Below are 24,767 nucleotides of genomic sequence, written 5' to 3'. Positions count from 1 at the left end.
ATCCGCCCGACATCCGTGAAATCTCCCGACATCTGCTCCGGACGGCTCACGGGCGGGGCGGCAGACGGGCAGGCGCGGGGACGCGGCTCAGCGCTTGCGGTCGTCGTCGTCCCAGGGGCCTTCCCACCAGCCCGCACGGCCGTCGTCCGAGCCGCCGCGACCACGGCGGGAGCGCACGAACTGCACGATGAACACGGTCAGCGAGCTGAGCAGGATCAGGAAGACCACGAGGAACAGCAGGTCGTTCTGGTTCATGGTCGCTTCCCCTCCGCGGCATCCGCCACGATCTTGGCGATGCGGGCCGACCGGGTCTCCGGGCGCTTGGCCATCGCGATGTGCGTGAGACCGAACTTCTTCACCGACTTCGGGAACGCGTCCCAGTTCTCGCGCGCAGCGGGGACGGCATCGAGGGCGGCGGCGAACTCGTCCGGCTCGATCCCGGCCTCGGGGCCGTCGAGCACGGTCCAGGAGCCATTCGCCTTCGCCGTCTCCAGCGCACGGATCCCGGCCGGGGCGAGCAGCCCCTCCGCCTCGAGCTCCGCGATCCGAGCCTTGTTCGTCGCCGCCCATCCGCTGCCGGGGCGGCGAGGCGAGAACCACTGTCCGACGGCGCGCTCGTCCGTTCCCTCGCCGAACACGCGCACCGGGCCGTCGATCCATCCGAAGCAGAGCGCATGCCGCACGGCGTCCTCGTACTCGACACCGTCGGCGGCGGCCCGCACGCTCAACAGCCAGACGCCCGTGGTCCGCTCGTGGTTCTCCTGGAGCCAGGTGCGCCAGGCGACCGCATCGGCCGCCCGAATCCGCTCGCCGTCTTCCAGTGCGCCCATGGGCTACTTCTTCGTCTTCACCGTCGGGATCGTCTCGGTGATCCGCGGCAGCAGGTCGGCCACGGACTGCACGATCTCATCGGGGCGGAACGGGTACTTCTCGACCTCGGCCTGGTCGCTGATCCCGGTGAGGACCAGGACGGTGTGCAGGCCCGCCTCGATGCCGGCCACGACGTCGGTGTCCATCCGGTCGCCGATCATGCCGGTGCGCTTCGAGTGCGCGCCGATCTTGTTCAGCGCCGACCGGAACATCATCGGGTTCGGCTTGCCGACGACGTAGGGCTCCTTGCCGGTGGCCTTGGTGATGAGGGCCGCGATCGCACCGGTGGCCGGGAGCGGTCCGTCGGTGCTCGGACCCGTGGCATCCGGGTTCGTGACGATGAACCGCGCGCCGCCGATGATGAGGCGGATCGCCTTCGTGATCGCCTCGAACGAGTAGTTGCGCGTCTCGCCGACGACCACGAAGTCGGGGTTCGTCTCGGTCATGATGAAGCCGGCGTCGTGCAGGGCGGTGAGGATGCCGGCCTCGCCGATCACGAACGCCGAGCCACCGGGCAGCTGCTGCTTCAGGAAGTCGGCGGTGGCGAGGGCCGAGGTCCAGATGCGCTCCTCGGGCACGTGCAGTCCGCTGATGCGGAGGCGTGCCGACAGGTCGCGCGCGGTGAAGATCGAGTTGTTGGTGAGCACCAGGTACGGGATGCCTGCGCTCTCCCACCCGGCGAGCAGTTCGGACGCCCCGGGAATGGCGTCGTTCTCATGGACGAGCACACCGTCCATGTCGGTGAGCCAGCATTCGATGTCGTCACGTTGTGCCATGTGCACAGCCTAGAGGGCGAGGGTTGCCGGCACATGTCCGTGTGGCAGAGGGGTGCCGCAACAGATCGGTTCAGGCGGTGAGCCAGATCACGTCCGCGGCGTGCGCGACCTCGGCGTCGGTGCCGTCGACAGACACACCGGCGGCGGTCACCGTGACCTCGACGCCGACCGCGATGCCCGCGGCCTCGACGGCGCGGAGCACTTCCGGATCCTGGTCGCTCACCCGCAGCACGCGTCCCGTGTGTCCGACCGCGGCATCGGCCAGAAGCACGAACGGCACCCGCTCCACGTGCCCGTCGACATCGGGGATCGCATCGCCGTGCGGGTCGAAGCGGGGGCGTCCGAGGCGGGCGTCGATGCCTTCCAGCAGTCGGTCGCTGATGGTGTGTTCGAGCACCTCGGCCTCGTCGTGCACCTCGTCCCAGCCGTAGTCGAACTCCTGCACCAGCCAGGTCTCGACCAGCCGGTGTCGGCGCACCATCGCGAGGGCGCGGGCTGTGCCGGCCTCCGTCAGCCGCACCGCGCCGTAGGGCACGTGCGAGACGAGCCCCGCGGCAGCGAGCTTCTTAACCATCTCGGTGACCGACGAGGGGGCGATGCCGAGCTTCGCGGCGAGCACCGACGGGGTGATCGGCGCATCCTGCCACTCGGTGTGCGCGTAGACGGTCTTCAGATAGTCGTCAGCTGCGGGGGAGGCCACCCGACCAGCCTACGCGGTGCTCTCCCGCGCCCAGGCAGCGACGGAGGTCAGCCCAGGGCGCTCAGGAAGATGAACGCCGCCTGCCCCGCGAAGAACAGGACGAGGAATCCGAGGAGGGCGGCGGCCAGCGAGAGCCGGCCGTCGAACCCCTCGACCTCGTCGATGCCGACCTTGCGGGCACGGAACGCGAGCACGAGGGTGGCCACGCCGAGGGCCAGCTGCACCCAGGGGCTGGCGGGCCCGATGACCTTCGGGAAGGCGATCAGCAGCCCACCGATGATGCCGGTCGCGAAGCCGGTCCAGGTGAGGATGCGGACGGTGCGGCGAGCGCTCTCGGCAGACATGCCTCCGAGCCTATCCGGGCTCAGGCTCCCGTCAGCACCAGCCAGAGCAGGGCGCCGTTCAGTGCGATCAGCAGCACCGAGGCCACGATGCCGGCTGCTGTCGTCCACCGTCGATTGACCCAGGCGCCGAGGGTCCGTCGCTGTGCCGTGAGCACGACCAGCGGAATCAGGGCGAACGGGATCCCGAAGGACAGCACCACCTGACTGAGGACGAGGGCGAGCGTCGGATCGAAACCGATCCCGAGGATCACGAGAGCGGGGATCAGCGTCACCAGTCGCCGTGCGAGCAGGGGGACGCGCACGTGCAGCAGGCCGTGCATGATCTCGGCTCCCGCGTAGGCGCCGACCGACGTCGAGGCGAGACCGGAAGCGAGCAGGCCGACCGCGAAGAACGTGGCGACGACCGGTCCGAGGCCGGCGGCGAGGGCGGCGTGCGCCCCCTCGAGCGAGTCGGTGCCTTCGACCCCCGCCAGGTTCGCGGCGGCGAGCAGAAGGATGCAGAGGTTGACCGAACCTGCGATCACCATCGCGACCGAGACGTCCCAGCGGGTGGCGGTGAGGAGCCGACGGATGCGCGAGCTCTCGGTGCGCACGGCTTCGTCGCCGGCGTGCGCGGTCGTCGCCCCGAAACGGTCGCGGGCGAGGGAGGAGTGCGCGTAGATCGCGTGCGGCATGATCGTCGCCCCGAGGATCGAGGCTGCCAGCAGCACGGATCCGGTGTCCTCGAAGCGCGGCACCATGCCGCCCAGGATCCCTGCCGGATCCGGCGGAGCCACGAACACACCGGCGACGAAGCCGATCGTGATGATGGCCATCAGTCCGATGATCACGAACTCGAACGGACGTGCGCCACGACGGTTCTGCACCGTGAGGAGGATCATCGAGACGGCGCCCGTGATCAGGCCGCCGAGCAGCAGGGGTACGTCGAAGAGCAGGTTCAGGGCGACCGCCCCGCCGATGATCTCCGCGAGATCGGTGGCCATCGCGACGAGTTCGGCCTGCACCCAGTACGCCCGGCGTGCCCACGGGCGGCGCAGGCGTGTGCCCAGCACCTCGGGAAGGCTCTGCCCCGTGACGACCCCCAGTTTCGCGGAGAGATACTGGATGAGCCAGGCCATGACGTTGCCGGCGACGACGACCCAGACCAACAGGTAGCCGTACTGGGCGCCCGCCGTCATGTTGCTCGCGACGTTTCCCGGGTCGAGGTAGGCGACCCCGGCGACGAGGGCGGGTCCGAGCAGCCACAGCCCGCGGGGCGCGGTCGCCGGGGTCAGATCCTTCGTGGTTCCCGGAAGCACAGAATTTTTAGGCACACCGAAACCGTAGCGTATTTTTCGGTACGCCTAAAAGTCCTCGGTGCCGGCTCCGCAGAGGCGGCGATAGCCTGGCGGGATGGATGATGCCTCGGCGGACCGCACGACACCGGACCTTTCGGCGGCCGCGGCGACGGGCTCCATCGGCCAACCCGGCTACGGCGTCGGGCCCTGGCCGGGCGGTGCGGAGGCCTGGCCCGAGGGGGAGCAGTACGACCCCGTCCTCTTGGCGGAGGGCGACACCCGCAACGTGATCGACCGCTACCGCTACTGGCGGATGGAGGCGATCGTGACCGACCTCGACACCCAGCGGCATCCGTTCCACGTCGCCATCGAGAACTGGCAGCACGATATGAACATCGGGTCGATCGTGCGCAGCGCCAACGCCTTCCTCGCCGACACTGTGCACATCATCGGTCGCCGACGGTGGAACAAGCGCGGGGCGATGGTGACCGATCGCTACCAGCACGTCGTGCACCACGAAGACGTCGAGACCTTCGCGGCGTGGGCTGCGGCCGAAGGGCTTCCGATCATCGCGGTCGACAACGTCGACGGTGCCGTCCCCGTCGACAAGGCAGATCTCCCGCTCCGCTGCGTCCTGCTCTTCGGTCAGGAGGGGCCGGGATTGTCCAGCGAAGCGCTCGCCGCGGCCTCCGCGCACATCGAGATCACCCAGTACGGCTCGACGCGTTCGATCAACGCCAGCGCTGCGGCGGCCGTGATCATGTACGAGTGGTGCCGCCGTTACGCCGGCTGAGCCGTCGCGACGACGACCGTCGAGCAGTCGTCAGCCGCGGTCGATGCCGAAGATGTGGCGATAGATCGCGCTGACGTCCCGGTCGAGGTGATCGATGCGCTCGTGGATGGCCCGGATCTCGGTGCGCACGCCGCTGAACTCGGTGCCCGACTCGGTGCGCACGCTGGCGAACTCGTTCCTGAATTCGGTCCGGACGCTGGCGAACTCGTTCCTGAACTCCGTGCGCACGCTGGCGAACTCGTTCTTCAGCTCGGTGCGCACGCCGTCGAAGCCGTTCTGCATCGTTCGCAGGAACATCGTCGACATGAGCGTGAGCGTTCCGAACATGGCTGCGGCGAAGACACCGATCAGTGTCCAGACCTGTGGTTCCGTCATCCCCAACATCCCTTCATTGTTCCTCGATGATCGTCGAGGCGCCAGGGAACGGAGGCCTAGTATTCCGGGGAACTCAGCGATTGTGGAGAAGTCGTTCTCGCGGCAGTCTGTGCAGTCAGCTCAGCCGCGGAACCGGCATCCGGGATCACGCCGACGCGGTGAGCCAGCGCCCTGAGCGCACGCGCCAGCCGAGGGTGCCGAGCCGGGCGAGCAGATAGACGCCGAAGAAAGCCACGGCCAGCCAGACGAGGCCCGCGGATCCGTCGACGCCGACCGCGGAGATGATCCACAGTGCCGGCAGGAACGGCACGAGGTTCACGCCACCGGCGATCGCGAGGTACCGCGCATCGTTCGCGCCCATGAGCACCCCGTCGAGCACGAAGACGACTCCTGCGATGGGCTGGGCGACGGCGAGCACGAGCAGCGCCGGCTGCACGAGAGCGGCGACCTCGGCGTCGCCGGTGAACACGATGCCGAGCACCCCGGAGAGGGCGGCGATCAGCCCGCCGACGATCACGCCGAACCACGCACCCCACGCCACCGTCCGTGCCAGCACCCGGTGCACCTGTCGCTCGTCGCCGGCACCGAGTTCCTTGCCGATCAACGCCTGCGCGGCGATCGCGAGTGCGTCGAGAGCGAAGGCCGCAGCCGAGAAGATCGTGAACACGATCTGCCACCCGGCCAGTTCATCGGTCCCGATCCCGGTCGCGATCCCCACCGTCGCGAGCAGCGCGACACGCAGGCTCACAGTGCGCAGGAACAACCAGCCGCCCGACGTGGCCGTGCTGCGGATGCCGGCGCGCTGCGCGCGGAGCGAGGCGCTGTGGCGCGTGGCCAGGTGGCGGACCACCAGGGCGTAGGCGGCCACCATCCCCCACTGCGCGGTCACGGTTCCGGCGGCCGAGCCCGCGATGCCCCAGCCGAGTCCGTAGATGAACAGCCAGTTCAGCAGGGCGTTCGCGCCGAAGCCGAGCCCTGCGATCCAGAGCGGCGTCATGGTGTCCTGCATGCCCCGGAGCAACCCGGTCGCCGCGAACACGATCAGCATCGCGGGGAGACCCCACATCGAGATCACGAGGTATTCGTTGGCCTGTGCGGCGACGGCCTCGCTCGCGCCGAAGAGCGATACGAGCCAGGGCGAGGAGACGGCGCCGATCACCGCGAGGACGGCTCCCAGTCCGAGGGCGAGCCACATCCCGTTGATGCCGACCGACACGGCCTCACCCGGCTGACCTGCGCCGAAGCGACGCGCCACCGCCGGCGTGGTCGAGTAGGCCAGGAAGACCATGAGTCCGACGATCGTCTGCAGCACGGCCGCGGCGATGCCGAGCCCGGCGAGCGGAGTCGTGCCGAGATGTCCGACCAGCGCGGCGTCGACGATCAGGAAGGCCGGCTCCGCGACCAGCGCGCCGAGAGCAGGAACGGCCAGGCGCAGGATCTCTCGGTTGAGGGAGGTGCGCGCGGTCATCCTCCGAGCCTATGACCTGGCACGGACCTCGTCCGCCCGACTCAGGCGCCCACGGGCAAGCGGATGTCGAACCGCGACCCTCCGTCGGCGTTGTGCGCGCTGATCACCCCGTTGTGCGCCTCGACGATGCCGCGCGCGATCGCGAGCCCGAGACCGGCACCGCTCGTGCCGTGGACGCTCGTGCCGGGCGTTCGCGCGTCGGTGCCCCGCCACCCCGGTTCGAAGACGCTCGTCAGGTTCTCGTGGGCGATGCCCGAGCCGGTGTCCTGAACCGAGAGCACCATCGCGTCGTCTTCGCGGCTGGTCCTGATGCGGATCGTCCCTCCGGCCGGTGTGTGCTCGATCGCGTTGGCGAGCAGATTGGTCATCACGCGGGCGAGCTCGCGCGCGTCACCGACGACGGTGTGATCCGGGCTGGTCAGCTCGACGAGTGCCACGTCCTTCGCCCGGGCGACCGGCGCCAGCTCGGCGACCGCGTCACTGACCAGATCGTGCAGGGACATCGGTTCGAGACGGAGGGTCAGGGTGCCGGACGAGATCTTCGAGACCTCGAACAGGTTGTCGACGAGGTCGCTCATGTGGTCGACCTGGCGGCGCATCTGACGATGGAAGCGGGCAGGGTCCTCGGCGAGGCCGTCATCCAGTGCTTCCGTCATCGCCCGCAGCCCGGCGAGAGGACTGCGCAGGTCGTGCGAGATCCACGCGATCAGCTCGCGCCGCGAACGATCGAGGAGCTGCACCTCCTCGCGTGCCGCCGCGAGTCGTTCACTGGTCGAGACGAGTTCGGCGGCCACGCGGGCGAACTCCGTGTTCACGGGGAGGGCGCCCGTGTCCTCGAGCAGTTCGCCCTCACCGATCGAATGTGTGAGCCTCTGCAGCGAGCGGGCGTCGCGGACGAGCCGGGCCGCGAGCAGCACGGCGACGGCGACCGCGACGACGGCGGAGATGGCGGTCACCACGACCACGACGAGAAGGTCGTGGGGAGAGATGTACATCGCCTCGGCGACCGCGAGCACCCCGGCGGCGAAGGACAGCACCACGGCGAGGATCACGATGCACAGCTGCAGCATCAGTGAGCGCCGGCGCAGCAGCCACAGCGCGAGCAGGCCGGCCCCTCCGACGAGGAGAGCCCATCCGAGAGCGATGGCTGCGATCGTGACGACATCGGCGAACGGCATCAGCGGTCCTCCCATTCGAGGCGGTACCCCACGCCCCACACCGTCACGAGAACCGTGGGGGATCCGGGGTCGTCTTCGATCTTCTCCCGAAGTCGCCGGGTGGTGACCGTGACCGTCGAGAGGTCTCCGATCTCCCATCCCCAGACCCGACGCAGCAGCGTGGGCCGATCGAACGTCTGCCGCGGGTGCTTGAGGAAGAACGCGAACAGTTCGAACTCGCGCACCGACAGCTCGAGCGGCACGCCGTCCCGAGTGACGATCCTGGCCGAGGGATCGAGGTGGAAGGGGCCGAGGTCGAACGGAGCCTCCCGCGCGAATTCGGGAAGGCTCCGGCGCAGCACCGAGTTCACGCGGAGGACCAGTTCCCGGGGAGAGAAGGGCTTGACCACGTAGTCATCGGCACCGGCTTCCAGGCCGTCGATGCGGTCCTCCTCCGAGCCGAGGGCCGTGAGCATGATGATCGGGACGTCCGAGGCGGCCCGGATCCGCCGGCACACCTCGGCGCCGTCGATTCCGGGGAGCATCCGGTCGAGAACGATCAGGTCGGGAGCGCTCGCCGCGGCCGATGCCAGACCGGTGAAGCTGTCGGTGGCGTGATCGACGAGGTACCCCGCGGCGCGCAGATACGCCTGCACGACCTCGCTCACCGTCGCATCGTCCTCGATCACGAGCACCCGGCGGTCGGCGAGTTCCGCGAGGTGCGGAGGCGGAACGGACGGCGCGGACATGCTCTCATCGTAGGTTCGGAGGTCCTCCCCGTCACCCGCTCGGAGGGCAACCTTCCTCGGTTCGTAAGAGTTGACGGATGTCGCCGGGGGGACATCTTCTCTAGCGTCGCGATATGGCCTTTCCCACCGACGTCGTCTTCCCCTGTCTGAATGAGGCGGAGGCGCTGCCCGGGGTGCTGGCTGCCCTTCCCTCCGGTGCGCGGGCGATCGTCGTCGACAACGGCTCCACCGACGGGTCGGCGGAGATCGCGCGTCGTCTCGGAGCGCTGGTGATCCAGGAGCCACGGCGCGGGTACGGCTCCGCTGTGCATGCCGGACTGCGTGCGGCCACGGCACCCGTCGTCGCCTTCTGCGACGCCGACGGATCGTTCGACCTGACCGAGCTCGATCGGCTCGCGGGCCCCGTGCATCGAGGCGAGAGCGACCTCATGTTCGGGCGTCGCCGTGTCGGTGGGCGAGGGGCGTGGCCGATCCATGCGCGATTCGCGAACACGGTGCTGCTGTCGATGGTGCGTCGGCGTACCGGGCTCTCGATGCACGATCTCGGTCCGTTCCGGGCCGGGCGTCGCGAGATGCTCCTCGACCTCGGGATGGAGGATCGGCGCAGCGGCTATCCCCTCGAACTCCTGCTGCGTGCCTGGCGGAAGGGGCTGCGCATCGGCGAGACCGATGTCTCCTACCGCCCGCGGACCGGCCGGTCGAAGGTCACCGGAACCGTCCGGGGCACCCTGATCGCGGTGTCGGATATGCACCGCACTTTGAGGAGGCTCGCATGAACGCCGAGACGACGATCATCGTGATGGCGAAGGAGTGTCTGCCGGGAAAGGTCAAGACCCGGCTGCATCCGCCCTTCACGCTGGAGGAGGCGGCGGACATCGCACAGGCGAGCCTCGCCGACACGCTCGACGCAGTGGGGGCGACCGGGCTCCCGGTCGTCGTCTGCGGGCAGGGAGACGTATCCGTTCCCGCGGGCTTCCGGGTCATCCCCCAGGTCTCGGGCGGGCTGGACGAGCGGATCGGCGCAGCGCTGGACTCCGTTCCCGGGAGGGTGCTCCTGGTCGGCATGGACACCCCTCAGCTGGATCCGATGCTGCTGCGCGCACTCGCCGATGACTGGCCGGAAGACGTCGACGCCTGGATCGGACCGGCCACCGACGGAGGCTTCTGGCTCCTCGGGATCGACGATCTTCGCCCCGGACGGTTGGGATCGTGCTCGCGCGGGGACCTCGTCCGCGGTGTGCCGATGTCGGTGTCGGACACCGGGGCGCATCAGCGCCGACGCCTGGTACGGATGTGGCTCCGCGTGCGCGACGCCCCTCCTCTCACGGACATCGACGATCTCGCCTCGCTGCGGGAGGTCGCGGCCGTTCTGTCTCCGCAGGGGCATCTCGCCGGCCTGCTTCCCCGCTTCTCGGATGTCTTCGAGGCCACGGCTGCCGTCGGCCGCGCGGGCGAAGGGAACGGGCGAGGATGAGCAACGCGACCGCCGCGCACTTCGGCGCCGGAGGCGATGCGCCCTACGACTTCGCCCTGCGCAACGGGGGAGGGATGCTGCGCCTGATCGAACTCGGGGAGGGAACCGAGCATCGGGTCGAGGTCGGTCGTTTCCTCGCCGCCGCGGACGCTGCCGACGACTCGGTGATCGCCCGGATCCGAGGGCCCGTGCTCGATGTCGGATGCGGGCCGGGGCGGATACTCCACGCCGCGATCGTGGCCGGACACCTCGGGCTGGGGGTCGACGTCGCGATGTCCGCCGTCGAGCACGCCAGGCAGCAGGGCCTGCCCGCGCTGCAGCGTTCCGTGTTCGATCCGCTGCCGCAGGAGGGCTCCTGGGGCACGCTGCTGCTCCTGGACGGGAACATCGGCATCGGGGGCGAGCCGGACGCACTGCTCGCCCGGTGCGGGCAGATCGTCGGTCCGGGGGGACGTGTGATCGTCGAAGTCGATCCGCACCCGACGCGGGACCGGGGGTATCAGGCGACCGTCGTCGACATCGACGGCCGATCGAGCTCGCCCTTCCCGTGGTACGAGATCGGAGCGACGGCACTCCGCGATCGGGTGCACGGGACGGGGTTGCAGATCATCGAGACGTGGACACTGTCGGGGAGGGCGTTCGTGAGCCTCACCCGTCTGCCGGATCCGTGTCACGAGTGACGGCCGGTCCGCCGCTTTATCCAGCTTTCTTGGTTGGGATCTAAGCTGAGATCACGTATGCCATCTTTGATGGCATCGCTGGTATCCTAAGGTCATGTCCGCAACCATCGAGGCCACCAAGCTCGCTGCTTTCAATGACTCGATCCGCCAAGGGGTGCCGCAGATCGTGTCAGATCTGCGTGAGCGACTCGGCGCGAAGCTCGTCGCCTACATTGCCAACGTCACCGAGACACGTGCGGTGCGCTCGTGGGCTGATGGTGACCGCATGCCTACGGCGAACACGGAACGTCGACTGCGGCTGGCATTCCAGGTCGCGACTCTTATCGACCGGAGTGAGGGTGACGGTGTCGCCGCGACCTGGTTCCAGGGGATGAACCCGCAGCTGGGCGATCTCTCACCGGCTCGGGTGCTCCACGAGGATCGCACCGACGAGGGAATGGCACGAGTGCTCAACGCGGCCAAGAGCTTCGTCGGTGCCTGATGGCCGCACCCGAGCTGCAGCTGGTCGAAGCGGGCGGCGCGACAATCTGGCGCGTGGGCCGAGCGCCAGACCCGTGGGCATGGATCGACCCGCGGTACGCCGGCAACGCGCGCTGGGACGACCCTGACGTTGCCTTCCGCACGACCTATGCAGCTGACTCTGCATTCGGGTGCTTCGTCGAGTTGCTCGCCTACTCGCGGCCCGATGTGAACGAGGATGGCTCCGACATGCTCAAAGGCATCGTCGAAGACCCCCAAGACGTGGCCGAATTCCCGACGCCACGATCGCCGCGCTTCGTCCGCAGTATGTGCGGCTTGCGCTGTCGCTCGGCTTCGATGACTTCGACGCCGCAGCTCTGAAACGTGCGTACCCGCGAGAGCTCACACACCGCCTGACCGTCGATTTCTACGCCCTCACACGTGAAGATGGAGTGCCGATTGCGGAGGGTGTCCGATTCGGCTCTCGCCACGGTGACGACCTGGCGCTGTGGGCGATCTTCGAGCGCCCCGGCGATGACCCCGCGAGTCGGCATCTCCATCAGATCAGTTCTCGGATCGTCGACACCGACGATGTGAACCTGATTCAAGCGATGGAACTCCACGGCCTCACCTGGCGTGACTCATGATGCGGGAGCGCGCCTTGATCAGCGCAACGTCGGGGCGGGCGTTCGTGAGCCTCACCCGTCTGCCGGATCCGTCTCGCGAGTGACGACGTGCCCGCGGGGTGCCGTTGTCGCGGTCCGGGGCCGCAGGCGATGGCGCACGGCGCTGACGACGGTCAGAAGGCCGTCATGCACGACGACGACGGCGAGCAGCCAGACCGCGACGCTGAACAGCTGAGCGAAGTCCTGTGCGGAGAGCATCAGCCAGGCTCCCCACAGCAGCAGGGCGACCCCGACGGCTGCGAGCGCGATTCTGCCGGCCCTCATCACACCACCTCGATCGAGGACAGCCACTTGGTCTGCAGCACGCCGGGCCGCCCGGGGGCGATGACGCGCGCCGGATAGCCGTGGTCGAGGTCGAGGCGCTCCCCGTTGAGCTGGAGGGCGACCAGCGTGAGAGGGTCGCCGACATACTGAGGCGGCATCGTGGTGGCTCGGAAGGCGCCGCGCTGCTGCAGGCTGCGGAAGCGGATCGTGGCGTCGTCGGGCGCGTCGACGGTGGCGAGGAGATCCCGCAGGCGGACACCCGTCCAGGACGCGTCGACCGTCCACCCCTCGACGCAGGCGATCGGGAGCCGGACCGTGCGTTGCGGCAGGGCTTCGAGTCCGGCCGCTGTGAAGGCGCGGGTCATCCCGACGCCGGCGACCGTCAGCGTCCACTCCGGGTCGAGGGCGAGCGCCGTCACAGCGGCCTGCCGCGCGGAACGGTTGACGGGCAGATCCTGGGGGCTGTCGGCGCGGGCGCGGGGCTCCCGCAGGCTGAACGGGCCGATGGGCGTGACCGCGTGGGCGAGCGCCGCGGCGCCGAACAGTGCGGAGGCGCCGCCGACCCCGGCCAGGAAGCGGCGGCGGGAGAGGGGCGCGGTCATCGCGTCGCCGTCCCTTCGGAATCGGACGGGGCATCGGAATCGGAGCGGGCATCGGAATCGGAGGGGGCATCGGCATCGTCATCGTCCGGGTCTGCGCGCCAGGCGGTGACGATCGCGGGGAGGTGCACCGCGATGTGCACGGCCATCGCCCCGATGAGGACCCAGGCCAGCGCGAAGTGCGTGCGGCGGAAGGAGAAGTCCCACGGATACCACTGCAGGGTGTTGAGCACCCCGGTGATCGGTTCCATCAGCGCGGCGGCCACCAGCACCGCCAGGCTCAGGCGCTCCAGCAGATGCGGGAAGCTGCGTACCGGAGGCCAGGCGAAGAGCTTCGGGAACACGATCCACAGCTTCGCCAGGAGCAGCGGGATGAGCATCGACCCCGCGACGACGTGGATCCCCTGATTCCAGGCATAGAGGTGGATCGGGCGCGTCGGCAGCGTCAGCCAGGGCAGCGGATCCTGCTGCAGGTGGCTGTACAGGCCGGTGACGAAGCACACGAGGAAGGCGAGACCGAGCAGTCTGCCGATGACGACGGCCATCCGGGTCGTGCGCAGGGGGGAGCCCAGGGCTCGCTGCGCACGTTCCGACCGATCCTGGAGCGCGACGGAGAGCCGTTCGGTCACCGAACCGGTCGAGTGGTCGTCGCGCATGTCCTCAGTATGCGGACCGGGCGTGCCCGGACGCGGGCGGATCGGGAACCTGTCATCGGGGTGTAAGGAAATGGGGTGCCGGTATGCCGACTCCGCGGGCACGCTGGGAGCATGACTGACGCGCAGCCGGGCCGGATCGAGTTCGCCGTGATCGGAGGATCGGGTTTCGAAGCGCTCGACCTCGGGGACAGACGAGTCCTTCCCGCGTCAGACTCACCGTGGGGAGTCGTTCCCGAGATCGTCGTCGGGCGACTGCACGGACGCGCGGTGGCATTCGCGCCGCGGCACGGGGAGGGGCATCGGGCGCCGCCGCACCGGGTCAACGCCAGGGCGCTGCTGTGGGGGCTTCGGCGGCTCGGGGCACGGGTGCTGCTGTCGACCAACGCGGTGGGTGGGCTGGCGTCATCGCTCGCGCCCGGTGACTTCGTGCTGACCGATCAGCTCATCGACCGCACGCACGGCAGGGCCGACACCTACTTCGACGGGGACATCGAGATCGCCGGTGTGCAGCATCTGCCGTTCGCGGAGCCCTACGACCGGCATCTGCGCGAGATCGCGTTCCGGGTGCTCCGTGACCAGGGGGAGCGCGTGCACCCCGCGGGGACCAGCGTCGTGGTGCAGGGACCGCGGTTCGCGACCGCCGCCGAGGCCGACTGGCACCGCGCGATGGGAGCCGCCCTGGTCAACATGACCCAGCTGCCCGAGGCGGCGCTCGCCGCAGAGCTCGGGTTCGCGCACGTGAACCTCGCGATCGTGACCGACACCGACACCGAGCACGGCGAGACGGAGGATGACACCTCGGCCACCGCGGAACGCGTGTTCGCCGTGATGGCACAGGCGCAGCCGCGGTTGAGCGCGGCTGTCGCAGCGATCATCGCCGCCATCCCTCCGGGGTACGAGCCGCCCGAGCGCCTGGCGCCCCAGGTGGTCGCGGCACTGATCGGGGCACGAGCATGAGCCGACTTCTGCTCGTGACGGGCGGAGCCGGCTTCATCGGCTCCGCGATCGTCGACGAGGCGATCGCCGCGGGCTGGCGGGTTCGAATCCTCGATTCCCTGCGCCCCGACGTGCACGGCAGCGCCGCCCCCGAGCCGGAAGGCGGAAGCCAGGTCGAGTTCGTCGCTGCCGATGTGCGCGACCGTGACGCCGTGCGCCAGGCGTTGCGCGGGGTCGACGCGGTCTGTCATCAGGCGGCGAAGGTCGGACTCGGCGTCAGCATCCACGATGCCCCCGACTACGTGGGCTCGAACTCGCTCGGCACGGCGGTGGTGCTGTCGGCGATGGCGGAGGCCGGGATCGAACGCCTCGTCCTCGCGTCGTCGATGGTCGTCTACGGCGAGGGGCTGTACCGGGAGGGGGATCGTCTCGTGCAGCCCGCAACGCGGAGCCGGGCCGATCTGGAGTCGGGTCGCTTCGAGCCGCGATCGCCGCACACCGGGGAGCCCCTCCGACCGATGTCGATCCCCGAGGAGCAGCCCTGCGATCCGCGCAACGCCTACGCGGCGACCAAGCTCGAGCAGGAACTGCTGGCCCGCACGTGGGCCTATGACGGAGGGCGGGCGGCGCTGCTGCGCTATCACAACGTCTACGGACCGGGGATGCCCCGGGACACGCCGTACGCAGGAGTGGCATCGATCTTCCGTTCCGCCCTCGAGCGGGGCGAGGCCCCCCGCGTGTTCGAGGACGGGCAGCAGCGACGCGACTTCATCCATGTCCGGGATGTGGCACGCGCCAACCTCGCCGCCCTCGAGTGGACGGATCGTGTGGAGCGCGGGACCACGCGGGCGTTCAACGTGGCCACGGGAGTCCCGCACACGATCGGGGAGTTCGCCGACGCGCTCGCCGCGGCATTCGGAGGGCCGCCGCCGGTGCGGACGGGGGAGTTCCGGTCGGGCGACGTGCGCCACATCACCGCGTCGGCGGATCGCATCGGCCGAGAGCTGGGGTGGCGACCGCAGGTCGGTTTCGACGAGGGGGTGCGTGAGTTCGCGCATGCCTCGCTTCGCACGGGGGCGGACGTCTGATGGCGGGTGCCGCGACGCGTCCGGGGCCGCGTCTCGCCGTCTGGGGGACGGTCGCGGCCGTCGTGCTCATCGCGGCCGCGGTCCTGATCCCGGCGCTCACGGGATGGAACGTGCGCGTCAAGTCGTTCCCGCCGCTGCACGCGGAGTGGGCGCCGAGAGTCGGACCGGGGACACCCCTGGCGGTGCTGCTCGGTGTGGCCGGCGTGATCTGGGGTCCGCGGCTCGCCTCCTCGGTCCGGTGGGGGCGGCTGCTGCTGCTCGCGTTCGCGGCGTCCGCGTTGTGGCTGTTCGCGCTCGCCACGGTGGACGGGCTCGACGGCATCGGCACCATCCTCGACCACCGGTACGAGTACCTCGGGACCGCACGGGAGGTCGACGACTTCGGGGCCACGCTGCGCGAGTACATCGAGCGGATCCCCTACGCGCATGAGGACAACTGGCCCGTGCACATCGCCGGCCATCCCCCGGGAGCCCTGCTCTTCTTCGTCGTCCTGGTGCGGATGGGGCTCGGGAGCGCGCTCGCCGCCGGATTCGTGGTCCTGCTCCTGGGCGCCACGACCGTGGTGGCGGTGCTGATCACGCTGCGGGCTCTCGGTGCGGCTGACCTCGCCCGTCGTGCGGCTCCGTTCCTGGTGTTCACCCCCGCGGCGATCTGGGTGGCGGTCTCGGGCGACGGCATGTTCATGGCCGTCGCCGCGTGGGGCATCTGTCTGTTGGCGCTCGCGACGCGTGCGGGTGGTGTCGCGCGGATCGCGTGGTCGGTCGGGGCCGGCCTCCTGCTCGGATACTGCGTGATGCTCTCGTACGGCCTCCCCCTGCTGGGGGTGCTCGCGGTCGCCGTGCTGGTGGCGGGGAGGTCGTGGATCCCGCTGCCGATCGCCGCGGTCTCGGCGATCGCCGTCGTGGGGGCGTTCGCGGTCTTCGGCTTCGCCTGGTGGGAGGCGTTCCCGGTGCTGCAGCAGCGCTACTGGGATGGGGTGGCATCGCGCCGACCGCCCGGGTACTGGCTGTGGGGGAACATCGCCGCGTTCGCGGTCAGCGCGGGGCCGGCGATCGGTGCGGCCTTCGCGGCGGTCGGGGCGTGGGCGATCCGCGGACCACGAGAGCGGCGTCAGGTTCCGGAACTCCGAATCGAGTCAGGGCGCGGATGGGAGCCGCGCACCATCGTGCTGCTGCTCTGCGCCGCGGGAGTGCTCATGGTGCTCCTGGCCGATCTGTCGAACATGAGCCGGGCGGAGGTGGAGCGCATCTGGTTGCCGTTCGTGCCCTGGATCACGATCGGTCTGGCGCTCTTCGACGAACGGGCGCGCCGCTGGTTGCTGGCGGTGCAGGTCGTCGCCGCGATCATCGTCCAGTCCCTGTTGCAGACCGGATGGTGACGGCGGACGGGCCCGCCTCGACGCGGTGGGGGAGGGGCGTCATAGGCTGGGGCGCATGACTGACGTTCTTCCCGTGGGCCTCGCCCTTGATGAGTTCAGCTCCGACATCCGCCCGCAGGACGACCTCTACCGCCACGTGAACGGCGCCTGGCTCGCACGCACCGAGATCCCGGGCGACAAGGCGCGCTGGGGCTCCTTCCACCTCCTCGCCGAGCAGGCGGAGAAAGACGTGCGTGCGATCGTCGAGGAGTCGCAGGACGCAGCGGAGGGCACTCTCGCCCGCAAGATCGGCGACCTGTTCGCGAGCTTCATGGACACCGAGCGGATCGATGCCGCCGGAGTCACCCCGCTCGCCGGGACGCTGGCCGAGATCGACGCGATCGACGGCATCCCGGCGTTCCTGCGCACCGTCGGCGCGTACGACCGCGACGGTCGTGCATCCGTGATCGGACTCTACGTCGACGGCGACCCCGGCAACCCCGAGCGCTACCTCCCGGTGCTCCTGCAGGCAGGTCTGTCGCTCCCCGACGAGAGCTACTTCCGCCTCGACACGTTCGCCGACACCCGCGCCGCGTACCGTGCCCACCTCGAGCGACTGCTGGAGCTCGCGGGCGTCCCGCAGGCGGCGGAGAACACCGACCGGGCGATCGCGCTCGAGACCGAGCTGGCGGGTCATCACTGGGACAACGTGCGCAGCCGCGATGCGGTCGCGACCTACAACCTCAAGACCTGGGACGAGCTCCAGGAGCTCGCCGGTGTCGACCTCACGCCGTGGCGGGAGGCCGTCTCGCCGTCGAACCCCGGCGCGTTCGACGAGGTCGTCGTGTCGCAGCCGAGTTTCTTCGAGGGCCTCGGCTCGCTGCTGACCCCGGAGCGTCTCGACGACTGGAAGGCGTGGTTGCGGGCGAAGGTCGTGCACGCGGCGGCACCGTACCTGACCGACGATCTCGTGCAGGAGAACTTCTCGTTCTACGGCACCGAGCTCACCGGGGTCCCCACGATGCGCGAGCGCTGGAAGCGCGGCGTCTCGCTCGCCGAGGGGGCCCTCGGCGAGGCGATCGGCAAGGTGTACGTCGAGCGGCACTACCCGCCGACGGCGAAGGCCGCGATGGACGAGCTGGTCGCGAACCTCATCGAGGCCTACCGCCGGAGCATCACCGACCTCGAGTGGATGACCGCGGAGACCCGTGAGCGCGCGCTCGCCAAGCTCGACTCGTTCACGCCGAAGATCGGGCATCCCGAGGTGTGGCGCGACTACTCGAGCCTCGAGATCGACCGGGACGACCTGTTCGGCAACGTGCGCCGCGCGGCGATCTTCGAGCACGATCGCAACGTCGACAAGGTCGGCACGCCCATCGACCGCACCGAGTGGCACATGCCGCCGCAGATGGTCAACGCGTACTACAACCCGTCCATGAACGAGATCGTGTTCCCCGCGGCGATCCTGCAGTACCCGTTCTTCGACGCCGGTCGTGATGCGGCCGCGAACTACGGCGGCATCGGCGCGGTCATCGGTCACGAGATCGGCCACGGCTTCGACGACCAGGGCAGCCGCTACGACGGCGACGGCCGACTGCAGGACTGGTGGACGGATGCGGATCGCTCGGCGTTCGAAGAGCGCACCAAGGCTCTCATCGCCCAGTACGACGCGCTCGTTCCAGAGGGCCTCGACGCCGAGCATCACGTCAACGGCGCCCTCACGATCGGGGAGAACATCGGCGACCTCGGCGGTCTCGGCATCGCGCTCCGGGCGTATGAACTGTCACTGGACGGTGCGGAGGCGCCGGTGATCGACGGATACACGGGCGTGCAGCGACTTCTGCTCTCCTGGGCGCAGGTGTGGCAGCAGAAGAGCCGCGACGCCGAGACCCTGCGGCTGCTGACGATCGACCCGCACTCGCCGAACGAGTTCCGCTGCAACCAGATCGTGCGCAACATCGACGCCTTCTACGAGGCGTTCGGGGTGGCCGAGAGCGACGCGCTCTGGCTGCCCGCGACATCGCGGGTGACCATCTGGTGACCAAACGTCACACTCTGTGAAGCATCCCCCGGCGGTGGGGTTACGATAGCCCTGCCGCTGGGGAGCGTCTTCCCTCGGTATCCCGCAAATCCACCCCCCTTAAGGATCAGCGTGGGCGCTCTCGAGCCTGGTGATGGGTTCCGCAACTCCTCGGTCCCCGAGTCTCTCAGGGGTGCCCCGGAGTCGTCCGGCGGTCGCCGCTCGCAGCGCACCAGCCGTCGGCTCCCTCGGCGCGCAGCCGCCGGGCGACGGTCGTTCACCGCCACGCTCCGGTCGTTGGAGGGGCTCGCGGACTCCGGCGCGCAGGTCTCGGTACACGTCGTCGACCTCGACAATCATGTGCACGTCCTGGCCGGCGACGACCATGTGACCATGCCCGTCGCGGGGCTCGGCGTGGTCCCGCTGCTCATCGAGGTGGCCGCGGGCTTCCAGAGCGGTGCGCTGGACCCGTTCGAGATCGTCGAGCGCGAGAACGTCGATGCCGTGGAGACCTCGGGGCTCTGGCGACACCTGCATGCCCCGGCGCTTCCGCTGGAGGACCTCGCCGTGCTGGCGGCGACCGCGGGCGACCCGATCGCGGTCAACGCACTGCTGCAGAAGGTCGGGCACGAACGGGTGCGCGAGCGCATCGAGTCCCTCGGGCTCCGTCGCACGGCGCTGCTCGACCGTTTCCGCGACCGTCGTGGCCCCGACGACGCTCCGCAGGTCGCCGTCGGTTCGGCGCGCGAACTCGCCGGGCTGTTCTCGGCGCTGGTGAACTCGCAGGTCGTCGACGCCGCCGTCAGCGCGCAGGTGTCGGAGTGGCTGAGCCTGAACCAGGACCTGAGCCTGGTCGCGGCCTCCACGGGCCTCGATCCGTTCGCGCACGATCACGATGCGCACGGCCTGCTGTTCGTGAACAAGACCGGTCGCGACCGAGGGGTGCGTGCGGAGGCGGGTGTGCTCGCCGGTCCTCGCGCCGGGGTCGCCTATTCGCTCATCGTCTGCTTCGACGACCTCTCGATCACGCACCGGCTTCGTGCGCACGACGCCTTCCGCGTGCTCGGTGTCGAACTCATGGAGTACACGCACTGACGCGCACGGCACGTCGCTAGCATCGAGGGATGCCACGATCTGACTGGACCCCGCATCGCCGCGACGACGGCGAGCTGCTCGGATGGATCCACCCTGCCGGAGACGACTGGGTGGCTGTCGACGTGCTCGGACGCCGTGTCGGTGCTCCCGCCGAATGGCTCGATGCCGAGGCCGCGTTGGAGGAGCACGGGATCGCGTGGCTCGCGGATCCGTGGATGCTGGACGGTGAGGACGACCGTCCGCTGCGCGTGCGCCTCCTCGAGGTGACTCCCGACGAGGAGGGTGTGCCGGGGCGGATCGTGGTGAAGATCGACGACTTCGGCGACATGACCCGTCCGGCGACCGCGCAGTTCGTGCTGGCCTGGCCGATCCCGGATCGGCTGCGCCCTCCGCGGCACGACGACCCGGACCCGCGCACGATCTCCCGTTGACGGTGGTTCTGCGACCTCGAGACTCGAATGGATGGCGCAACTAGGTGCCTCGGGCGCACCGCCGTGTTCTACAACGCGCAGCTCTCAGCGAGGACCAGAGCCAGCCGTGTGCGCTTTCAAACCACTGTTGTGAGCGACAGAGCTATAGTTTCTCGACCTCGGACACCGTACGAACGCCGTCACGGTCGAGTGCTTCGACAAGGCCAGGCAGGGTGGTGTAGACGTTCGGCTCCACCTTGCGTCGCGCCAACACCTGAGCCACTTGGCGACCAGTTGACCGCTCGGCCGCAACATAGTCGCAGTATGCGGCAGCGCAGGTCAGGAACATGATGTCGTTGAGATCGTTGGGTAGCCATCGACGGTTCGGGTCGCGATGCCGCTCGCCCATGATCGCGGTGTATAGGCCTCCGAAACGAGTATCGGTCACGGCGTCAGCAAGATCCTCTCGCTTGAGGCGGCCGACCAGCGTGGAAGGGTCGCCGAGAAGAGAAAGAGCAGACGACATCAAGCCTTCGTTGTCCTGGATAGCGGCCCACGTTGCCGCCGATGCTCGCTGTTCCCGCGACATTGAAGCCATCCACTTAGCAATGTCGCCGTTGACTTCGGCCCATCGCGTGGGCGGCACCCCGGCGATTGGGTCAGGGTCAATCAGCATTGAGACGAGCACCGAAGGCCAAGTGAGAGCGTCGACAAACTGGCGCATGCTGTCGCTCAGGTCGTCCCCTGCCACAGACCCGATACGGTCGCCAAAGACGCTTCTGGGGGCGAGTGTCACTGCATCAGACGCAGGAACAGGCGCATCCAAAGAGAGACGCTCGGCGAACCACGCGGCGAACTCCCGGCGGCGGAGCTCCAGGGGATCGCGGAGTTGCCACCCGCCGCTGAGGGATGCGATGGCGATCCCGACCTCGTAGCGCCTGTCTCCGAACAAGGCGGCGGTCTCTTGCATCGTCGCCGAGGAGAGGGGGAGTCGAATGCCACCGTCATAGCTAAGCTCCATGATGCGCCGAGCGGCGGTGCGGTCCGCTTCTGACAGGGCCTCAGGCTTGACCAGCGTCTTCGCAATCGTGCTCCAGTGAAGCTGGTCGAGATACACCGACGGTCGCCCCTTGACTGGGTCGCCGACCGGACTCCATACCTCGCAGAAGACGAGGTCGCCTCTCTCAGTCTCGGTGGTCAGCCACCAGCGATCCCAGTCGAAGAAGGATCGCGTTATCTCGTCGCTCGGGCGTCGCTCATCCGCGTCCATCGGAGCAAGGTGCTCTTCGCCCGATTGCATGACGATGCGGATCTGCTTCGCCCTCCAGTCAAGGACCCACATGCTGTAGTCGTCTGCTGACAACGTGAACTTGCGCCCTTCGCGCTCCGTCATATCAACATGGTCTCAGTACGCGCTGACACTCGAAGCCAATGGCGGGCTGGTGGTGCATGTCTCTGTTCGCGTCCTCGGTGTCCTGCTGGCGCGACAGCAGTGCTTGGTCAAGGTGTCGGGTAGCCCCAGGGCACACGAGAGGCACCCAGTGCGTTTCCTAGGGGTGCTTTCAGATGGTCGCTGTGCCATCGCGACGGGCACGGACGCGGGCTGTACGAGCCGGGCCTTGGAACACCTCGTTCAGCACCTCATCCATGAGTGCCAGCACATCATCCACATCGACTTGTGCCGGGCTGTCCTCGATATCGCCGTGCGCCATGTCGTTGCCCAGGTGTCGGATCTCGTGAGCGGCATCCTTCGTGCTGTTGCGGACAAGCCCTTGTGTCGCGAGTTCATCGATCTTCGACACGAGTCGGCCAGACGTGATGCCCTTCTCCTTGGCTTCGCCGGCCTTCGGTACCCAAGTGATGTGCTCGTCGGCGGTGTGTTCGAGGTTATTAGTGGCGTACGACGAGGCCGAGGAATACTCAGTTGCATAGCCAAGGCTCGCTCGCTGGCAGTGGTCGCAGACTGCGACGCCCTGCAGCAGTGAGATCGTGGAGTACGTCCCGTCTTCATGATCCTGCCGATACGTCATCGACTCCGCCCACTTCGGGGTGAGGTGTACGTATCGTCGGCAGTATGCACAGTGAGCGGAGGCCATGGTGTCATTCTGACATCCGGTACCGACACCCCACGGGCGCGACCACGAAACCGCGTTGGGATTCATAGCCCGTGGTCAGTGGAGGAAGCCCACGCGCACTACTGAGGCCCTGACTGCGATTCATGCCACGGCAGATGCAGAGGCGTAGCCTCAGACCTTCGGCGAGGCGAGCGTCGATAGCCTCGATCCCGGGTCGGCTGCGCCCTCCGCGCGCAGACGACCCCGACCCGCGCACGATCTCCCGTTGACGGACGGCCTCGGTTCGCGTAGACCGGAGGGCGTCCGCATCCGAGGAGGAGTCACGCATGGGCATCATCTTCAGCGACCTCGCCGTCTCTGCCGACGGCTACGCCACCGGTCTGAACCAGACGGAGGAGCGACCGTTCGGCGATGTCGACGACTCCTGGCTGCACAACTGGATGTTCGACGCCTACGAGGAGAACAAGGCCGAGGTCGACGCGATCGTCACCTCGGGGGCGACCATCATGGGCCGCAACATGTTCGGCCCGGTGCGGGGGGAATGGGATCGCGACTGGCGTGGCTGGTGGGGTCCGAACCCGCCGTACCACAACCCCGTCTTCGTGCTCACGCATCATCCGCACGAGTCGATCGAGATGGAGGGCGGCACGACCTTCCACTTCATCACCGACGGCATCGAAAGGGCACTGGAGCTCGCCCGGGATGCCGCGGGGGAGCAGGACATATCGATCGCCGGCGGGCCGCGCACCGTGAACCAGTTCCTCACGGCGGGTCTCCTCGACGAGCTGCGCCTGCACATCACGCCGTGCATCATCGGGGCGGGGGAGCGCGTCTTCGAGGGGGTGCCTCCGCAGCGGCTCGAACGGGTGTCGGTGCGCGCGACCTCCTTGGTCACCCACATCACCTACCGGAGGATCTGAGCCGGTCCACGTCGCGGAGGTGCGGCGTCGCGCCGCGCTCAGCCGGGCAGGGACGGATGCTGCTCGGAGCTGCGCTGCTTCGGGATGAAGAGCGAGAGCACCACGGCGATCACGCCGGCCGCGATCGCGAGCCAGAAGCACACCTCGAAGGCGGCTCGCGTGGGCACGGCGACCCCGTCGACATCGATGCTCATCGCCGCGAGCACACCGCCCATCACGGCGGAGGCGCTCGAGGTTCCGACCGAGCGGAACAGGGCGTTCAGCCCGTTCGACGCCCCGGTCTCGTTCGCCGGCACCGAGCGCATGATGATCATCGGCATCGCGGCGAAGGTGAACCCGATCCCGATGCCGATGAAGATGTTGGCCACGAAGATGTGCCACACCTCGGAGGACCAGAGCAGGACGAAGACGTAGGCGAGCACGATCGCCGCGGCGCCGACCGTGAACAGCGGCCGGGGGCCGACGGTGCGTTCGAGCCAGCCCGAGAGCGGTGAGATGACCATCATCACGAGCCCCGCCGGCATGATCACGAGCGACGCCGCCAGCATGTCGAGCCCGAAGCCCGCGCCGCCGACGGTCGGCATCTCGAGCAGCTGAGGGAACGTCACGTTCGAGGCGAAGAGCGCGAACCCCATGCCGATCGCGGCGATGTTCGTGAACAGGACGGCCGGGCGTGCGGCGACCCGGAGATCGAGCAGGGGGTCCTTCGTGCGCAGCTGGTACCAGCCCCAGACCAGGAGGACGGCGACTCCCCCGAGGATGCAGGTGAGCGTGAGCGCGGAGGTCCATCCCCATTGCGCTCCTCGCGAGACGAAGAGCAGGATCCCGGTGAGGCCGATCGCGAGACCGACGGCACCGACCACGTCGAGTCGACCGGGGAAGCGGAGCACGTCCTCCGGGATCACCGCCAGAACGAGGGCGAGGCCGACGACGCCGAGCGCTGCCGCGAGCCAGAAGAGCATGTGCCAGTCGGCGTTCTGGGCGAGCAGGGCGGCGACGGGCATCCCGATGGCGCCACCGACGCCCATGGTCGCGCTCATGAGGGCCACGGCCGTGCCGAGCCGCTCGGGCGGCAGCACGTCGCGCATGATGGCGATGCCGAGGGGGACGACGCCCGTCACGGCCCCCTGCAGCGCGCGACCGATGATCACGCCGACGATCGAGCCGGACACCGCGGCGATCACGGAGCCGAGGATGAGGAGCGCGAGCAGGGCGATGACGACCCGGCGCTTGCCGTACATGTCACCCAGGCGGCCGGAGATGGGGGTGGCGACCGCGGCGACGAGCAGCGTGATCGTGACCACCCAGGTGGTGTCCTCGCGGGAGGCGTTCAGCAGTTGCGGCAGCTCGGCCTGCAACGGGACGACGAGCGTGAACATGAACGACGAGCACAGACCGGCGAACGCGAGGACCGCGACGATCGCCCACTTCGGCGGGGTGCGGGAGAGACGCTTCCTGGCTCTGTCGTCGCTCGCACCCACCGGCTCAGGCTATCGGCGATCGGACGATGCGGGGCCGTCCGGCGCTGGTTAGCATGT

At 68.9% G+C, this 24,767-nt stretch carries 29 protein-coding genes; 13 read left to right on the top strand and 16 right to left on the bottom strand.

The window, feature by feature from the left end; translation table 11 throughout:
• Window positions 1-87 precede the first annotated feature (87 nt).
• The 6 genes from FGL91_RS18840 to FGL91_RS02970 all read right to left on the bottom strand — a co-directional run bounded on the left by FGL91_RS18840 (window position 88) and on the right by FGL91_RS02970 (window position 4,003).
• Window positions 88-255 (bottom strand): hypothetical protein, encoded by a 168-nt coding sequence (locus tag FGL91_RS18840; protein ID WP_165875499.1) that lies wholly within the window; start codon window positions 253-255, stop codon window positions 88-90.
• Complete coding sequence (locus tag FGL91_RS02990) at window positions 252-830, bottom strand: YdeI/OmpD-associated family protein (protein WP_153243028.1); 579 nt, start codon at window positions 828-830, stop codon at window positions 252-254. The genes FGL91_RS18840 and FGL91_RS02990 overlap by 4 nt, the downstream gene beginning before the upstream one ends.
• A 3-nt stretch (window positions 831-833) precedes the next feature.
• The gene (locus tag FGL91_RS02985; protein WP_047521068.1) at window positions 834-1,646 is read right to left on the bottom strand and encodes an HAD-IIA family hydrolase; all 813 of its coding nucleotides are present in this window, start codon (window positions 1,644-1,646) and stop codon (window positions 834-836) included.
• 70 nt (window positions 1,647-1,716) lie between these two features.
• On the bottom strand, window positions 1,717-2,346 hold the full coding sequence (locus FGL91_RS02980) for a metal-dependent transcriptional regulator (RefSeq protein ID WP_131494192.1): 630 nt from the start codon (window positions 2,344-2,346) through the stop codon (window positions 1,717-1,719).
• A gap of 47 nt (window positions 2,347-2,393) precedes the next feature.
• Window positions 2,394-2,690, bottom strand: coding sequence for a hypothetical protein (locus FGL91_RS02975; RefSeq protein ID WP_131494190.1), 297 nt, complete (start codon window positions 2,688-2,690; stop codon window positions 2,394-2,396).
• A gap of 20 nt (window positions 2,691-2,710) precedes the next feature.
• A complete protein-coding gene (locus FGL91_RS02970; RefSeq protein ID WP_052193353.1) occupies window positions 2,711-4,003 on the bottom strand; it encodes an Nramp family divalent metal transporter in 1,293 nt (430 codons plus the stop codon).
• Between the two features lie 79 nt (window positions 4,004-4,082).
• Between FGL91_RS02970 and FGL91_RS02965 the strand changes: the two genes are divergently transcribed.
• Window positions 4,083-4,760, top strand: a complete 678-nt coding sequence (locus tag FGL91_RS02965) for a TrmH family RNA methyltransferase (RefSeq protein ID WP_227991828.1) — start codon at window positions 4,083-4,085, stop codon at window positions 4,758-4,760.
• Window positions 4,761-4,790: 30 nt separating this feature from the next.
• Here FGL91_RS02965 and FGL91_RS02960 read toward each other — a convergent pair whose 3' ends face one another.
• The 4 genes from FGL91_RS02960 to FGL91_RS02945 form a co-directional block, all read right to left on the bottom strand.
• On the bottom strand, window positions 4,791-5,135 hold the full coding sequence (locus tag FGL91_RS02960; protein WP_131494188.1) for a hypothetical protein: 345 nt from the start codon (window positions 5,133-5,135) through the stop codon (window positions 4,791-4,793).
• 145 nt (window positions 5,136-5,280) lie between these two features.
• The gene (locus tag FGL91_RS02955; protein WP_134352385.1) at window positions 5,281-6,603 is read right to left on the bottom strand and encodes an MATE family efflux transporter; all 1,323 of its coding nucleotides are present in this window, start codon (window positions 6,601-6,603) and stop codon (window positions 5,281-5,283) included.
• Window positions 6,604-6,644: 41 nt separating this feature from the next.
• Entirely contained in the window at window positions 6,645-7,781 is a 1,137-nt protein-coding gene (locus tag FGL91_RS02950; RefSeq protein WP_153243027.1) for a sensor histidine kinase, read from the bottom strand.
• Window positions 7,781-8,509 (bottom strand): response regulator transcription factor, encoded by a 729-nt coding sequence (locus tag FGL91_RS02945; protein ID WP_047521046.1) that lies wholly within the window; start codon window positions 8,507-8,509, stop codon window positions 7,781-7,783. Before FGL91_RS02945 ends, FGL91_RS02950 begins: the two co-directional genes overlap by 1 nt.
• A 113-nt stretch (window positions 8,510-8,622) precedes the next feature.
• Here FGL91_RS02945 and FGL91_RS02940 point away from each other — a divergent pair, with 113 nt between their 5' ends.
• The 5 genes from FGL91_RS02940 to FGL91_RS02920 all read left to right on the top strand — a co-directional run bounded on the left by FGL91_RS02940 (window position 8,623) and on the right by FGL91_RS02920 (window position 11,503).
• Window positions 8,623-9,285 (top strand): glycosyltransferase family 2 protein, encoded by a 663-nt coding sequence (locus FGL91_RS02940; protein WP_047521044.1) that lies wholly within the window; start codon window positions 8,623-8,625, stop codon window positions 9,283-9,285.
• Window positions 9,282-9,983: a TIGR04282 family arsenosugar biosynthesis glycosyltransferase gene (locus FGL91_RS02935; RefSeq protein ID WP_153243026.1), complete on the top strand. Its 702-nt coding sequence runs from the start codon at window positions 9,282-9,284 to the stop codon at window positions 9,981-9,983. The genes FGL91_RS02940 and FGL91_RS02935 overlap by 4 nt, the downstream gene beginning before the upstream one ends.
• Window positions 9,980-10,663: a class I SAM-dependent methyltransferase gene (locus FGL91_RS02930; protein ID WP_153243025.1), complete on the top strand. Its 684-nt coding sequence runs from the start codon at window positions 9,980-9,982 to the stop codon at window positions 10,661-10,663. Before FGL91_RS02935 ends, FGL91_RS02930 begins: the two co-directional genes overlap by 4 nt.
• Window positions 10,664-10,757: 94 nt before the next feature.
• Window positions 10,758-11,144, top strand: a complete 387-nt coding sequence (locus FGL91_RS02925) for a hypothetical protein (protein WP_131494181.1) — start codon at window positions 10,758-10,760, stop codon at window positions 11,142-11,144.
• A complete protein-coding gene (locus FGL91_RS02920) occupies window positions 11,144-11,503 on the top strand; it encodes an RES domain-containing protein (protein WP_153243024.1) in 360 nt (119 codons plus the stop codon). Before FGL91_RS02925 ends, FGL91_RS02920 begins: the two co-directional genes overlap by 1 nt.
• A 317-nt stretch (window positions 11,504-11,820) precedes the next feature.
• Here the strand turns inward: FGL91_RS02920 and FGL91_RS02915 are convergent, their stop codons facing one another.
• Genes FGL91_RS02915 through FGL91_RS02905 form a run of 3 tightly spaced genes read right to left on the bottom strand, consistent with a single transcriptional unit; the run spans window position 11,821 to window position 13,327 of the window.
• On the bottom strand, window positions 11,821-12,072 hold the full coding sequence (locus FGL91_RS02915) for a hypothetical protein (protein WP_153243023.1): 252 nt from the start codon (window positions 12,070-12,072) through the stop codon (window positions 11,821-11,823).
• Window positions 12,072-12,674: a molybdopterin-dependent oxidoreductase gene (locus FGL91_RS02910; RefSeq protein ID WP_153243022.1), complete on the bottom strand. Its 603-nt coding sequence runs from the start codon at window positions 12,672-12,674 to the stop codon at window positions 12,072-12,074. Before FGL91_RS02910 ends, FGL91_RS02915 begins: the two co-directional genes overlap by 1 nt.
• Complete coding sequence (locus tag FGL91_RS02905; RefSeq protein ID WP_153243021.1) at window positions 12,671-13,327, bottom strand: hypothetical protein; 657 nt, start codon at window positions 13,325-13,327, stop codon at window positions 12,671-12,673. The genes FGL91_RS02910 and FGL91_RS02905 overlap by 4 nt, the downstream gene beginning before the upstream one ends.
• 111 nt (window positions 13,328-13,438) lie before the next feature.
• On the opposite strand from FGL91_RS02905, the gene FGL91_RS02900 reads away from it, so the two are divergent.
• The 6 genes from FGL91_RS02900 (at window position 13,439) to FGL91_RS02875 (ending at window position 20,255) form a co-directional block, all read left to right on the top strand.
• Window positions 13,439-14,284: an MTAP family purine nucleoside phosphorylase gene (locus FGL91_RS02900; protein ID WP_153243020.1), complete on the top strand. Its 846-nt coding sequence runs from the start codon at window positions 13,439-13,441 to the stop codon at window positions 14,282-14,284.
• Entirely contained in the window at window positions 14,281-15,351 is a 1,071-nt protein-coding gene (locus tag FGL91_RS02895) for an NAD-dependent epimerase/dehydratase family protein (protein WP_131494167.1), read from the top strand. The genes FGL91_RS02900 and FGL91_RS02895 overlap by 4 nt, the downstream gene beginning before the upstream one ends.
• The gene (locus tag FGL91_RS02890; protein WP_131494165.1) at window positions 15,351-16,730 is read left to right on the top strand and encodes a hypothetical protein; all 1,380 of its coding nucleotides are present in this window, start codon (window positions 15,351-15,353) and stop codon (window positions 16,728-16,730) included. Before FGL91_RS02895 ends, FGL91_RS02890 begins: the two co-directional genes overlap by 1 nt.
• A gap of 55 nt (window positions 16,731-16,785) precedes the next feature.
• The gene (locus tag FGL91_RS02885) at window positions 16,786-18,750 is read left to right on the top strand and encodes a M13 family metallopeptidase (RefSeq protein WP_153243019.1); all 1,965 of its coding nucleotides are present in this window, start codon (window positions 16,786-16,788) and stop codon (window positions 18,748-18,750) included.
• A 111-nt stretch (window positions 18,751-18,861) separates the two neighbouring features.
• Window positions 18,862-19,824: a serine hydrolase gene (locus tag FGL91_RS02880; protein ID WP_047521031.1), complete on the top strand. Its 963-nt coding sequence runs from the start codon at window positions 18,862-18,864 to the stop codon at window positions 19,822-19,824.
• Window positions 19,825-19,853: 29 nt separating this feature from the next.
• Window positions 19,854-20,255, top strand: coding sequence for a hypothetical protein (locus tag FGL91_RS02875; RefSeq protein WP_153243018.1), 402 nt, complete (start codon window positions 19,854-19,856; stop codon window positions 20,253-20,255).
• Window positions 20,256-20,397: 142 nt separating this feature from the next.
• Here the strand turns inward: FGL91_RS02875 and FGL91_RS02870 are convergent, their stop codons facing one another.
• On the bottom strand, window positions 20,398-21,627 hold the full coding sequence (locus FGL91_RS02870; protein WP_153243017.1) for a hypothetical protein: 1,230 nt from the start codon (window positions 21,625-21,627) through the stop codon (window positions 20,398-20,400).
• 169 nt (window positions 21,628-21,796) lie between these two features.
• The gene (locus tag FGL91_RS02865; protein ID WP_194239297.1) at window positions 21,797-22,330 is read right to left on the bottom strand and encodes a DUF4145 domain-containing protein; all 534 of its coding nucleotides are present in this window, start codon (window positions 22,328-22,330) and stop codon (window positions 21,797-21,799) included.
• Between the two features lie 305 nt (window positions 22,331-22,635).
• On the opposite strand from FGL91_RS02865, the gene FGL91_RS02860 reads away from it, so the two are divergent.
• Window positions 22,636-23,229, top strand: coding sequence for a dihydrofolate reductase family protein (locus tag FGL91_RS02860; RefSeq protein ID WP_153243015.1), 594 nt, complete (start codon window positions 22,636-22,638; stop codon window positions 23,227-23,229).
• Window positions 23,230-23,267: 38 nt separating this feature from the next.
• Here FGL91_RS02860 and FGL91_RS02855 read toward each other — a convergent pair whose 3' ends face one another.
• A complete protein-coding gene (locus FGL91_RS02855) occupies window positions 23,268-24,710 on the bottom strand; it encodes an MFS transporter (protein ID WP_153243014.1) in 1,443 nt (480 codons plus the stop codon).
• Window positions 24,711-24,767: the final 57 nt, after the last annotated feature.

Source organism: Microbacterium sp. CBA3102 (genome assembly GCF_007954505.1).
In the GTDB taxonomy this organism is placed as follows: domain Bacteria; phylum Actinomycetota; class Actinomycetes; order Actinomycetales; family Microbacteriaceae; genus Microbacterium; species Microbacterium aurugineum.
Note: the sequence above shows the minus strand (reverse complement) of the source record. Positions and strands in the feature narration are given on the sequence as shown.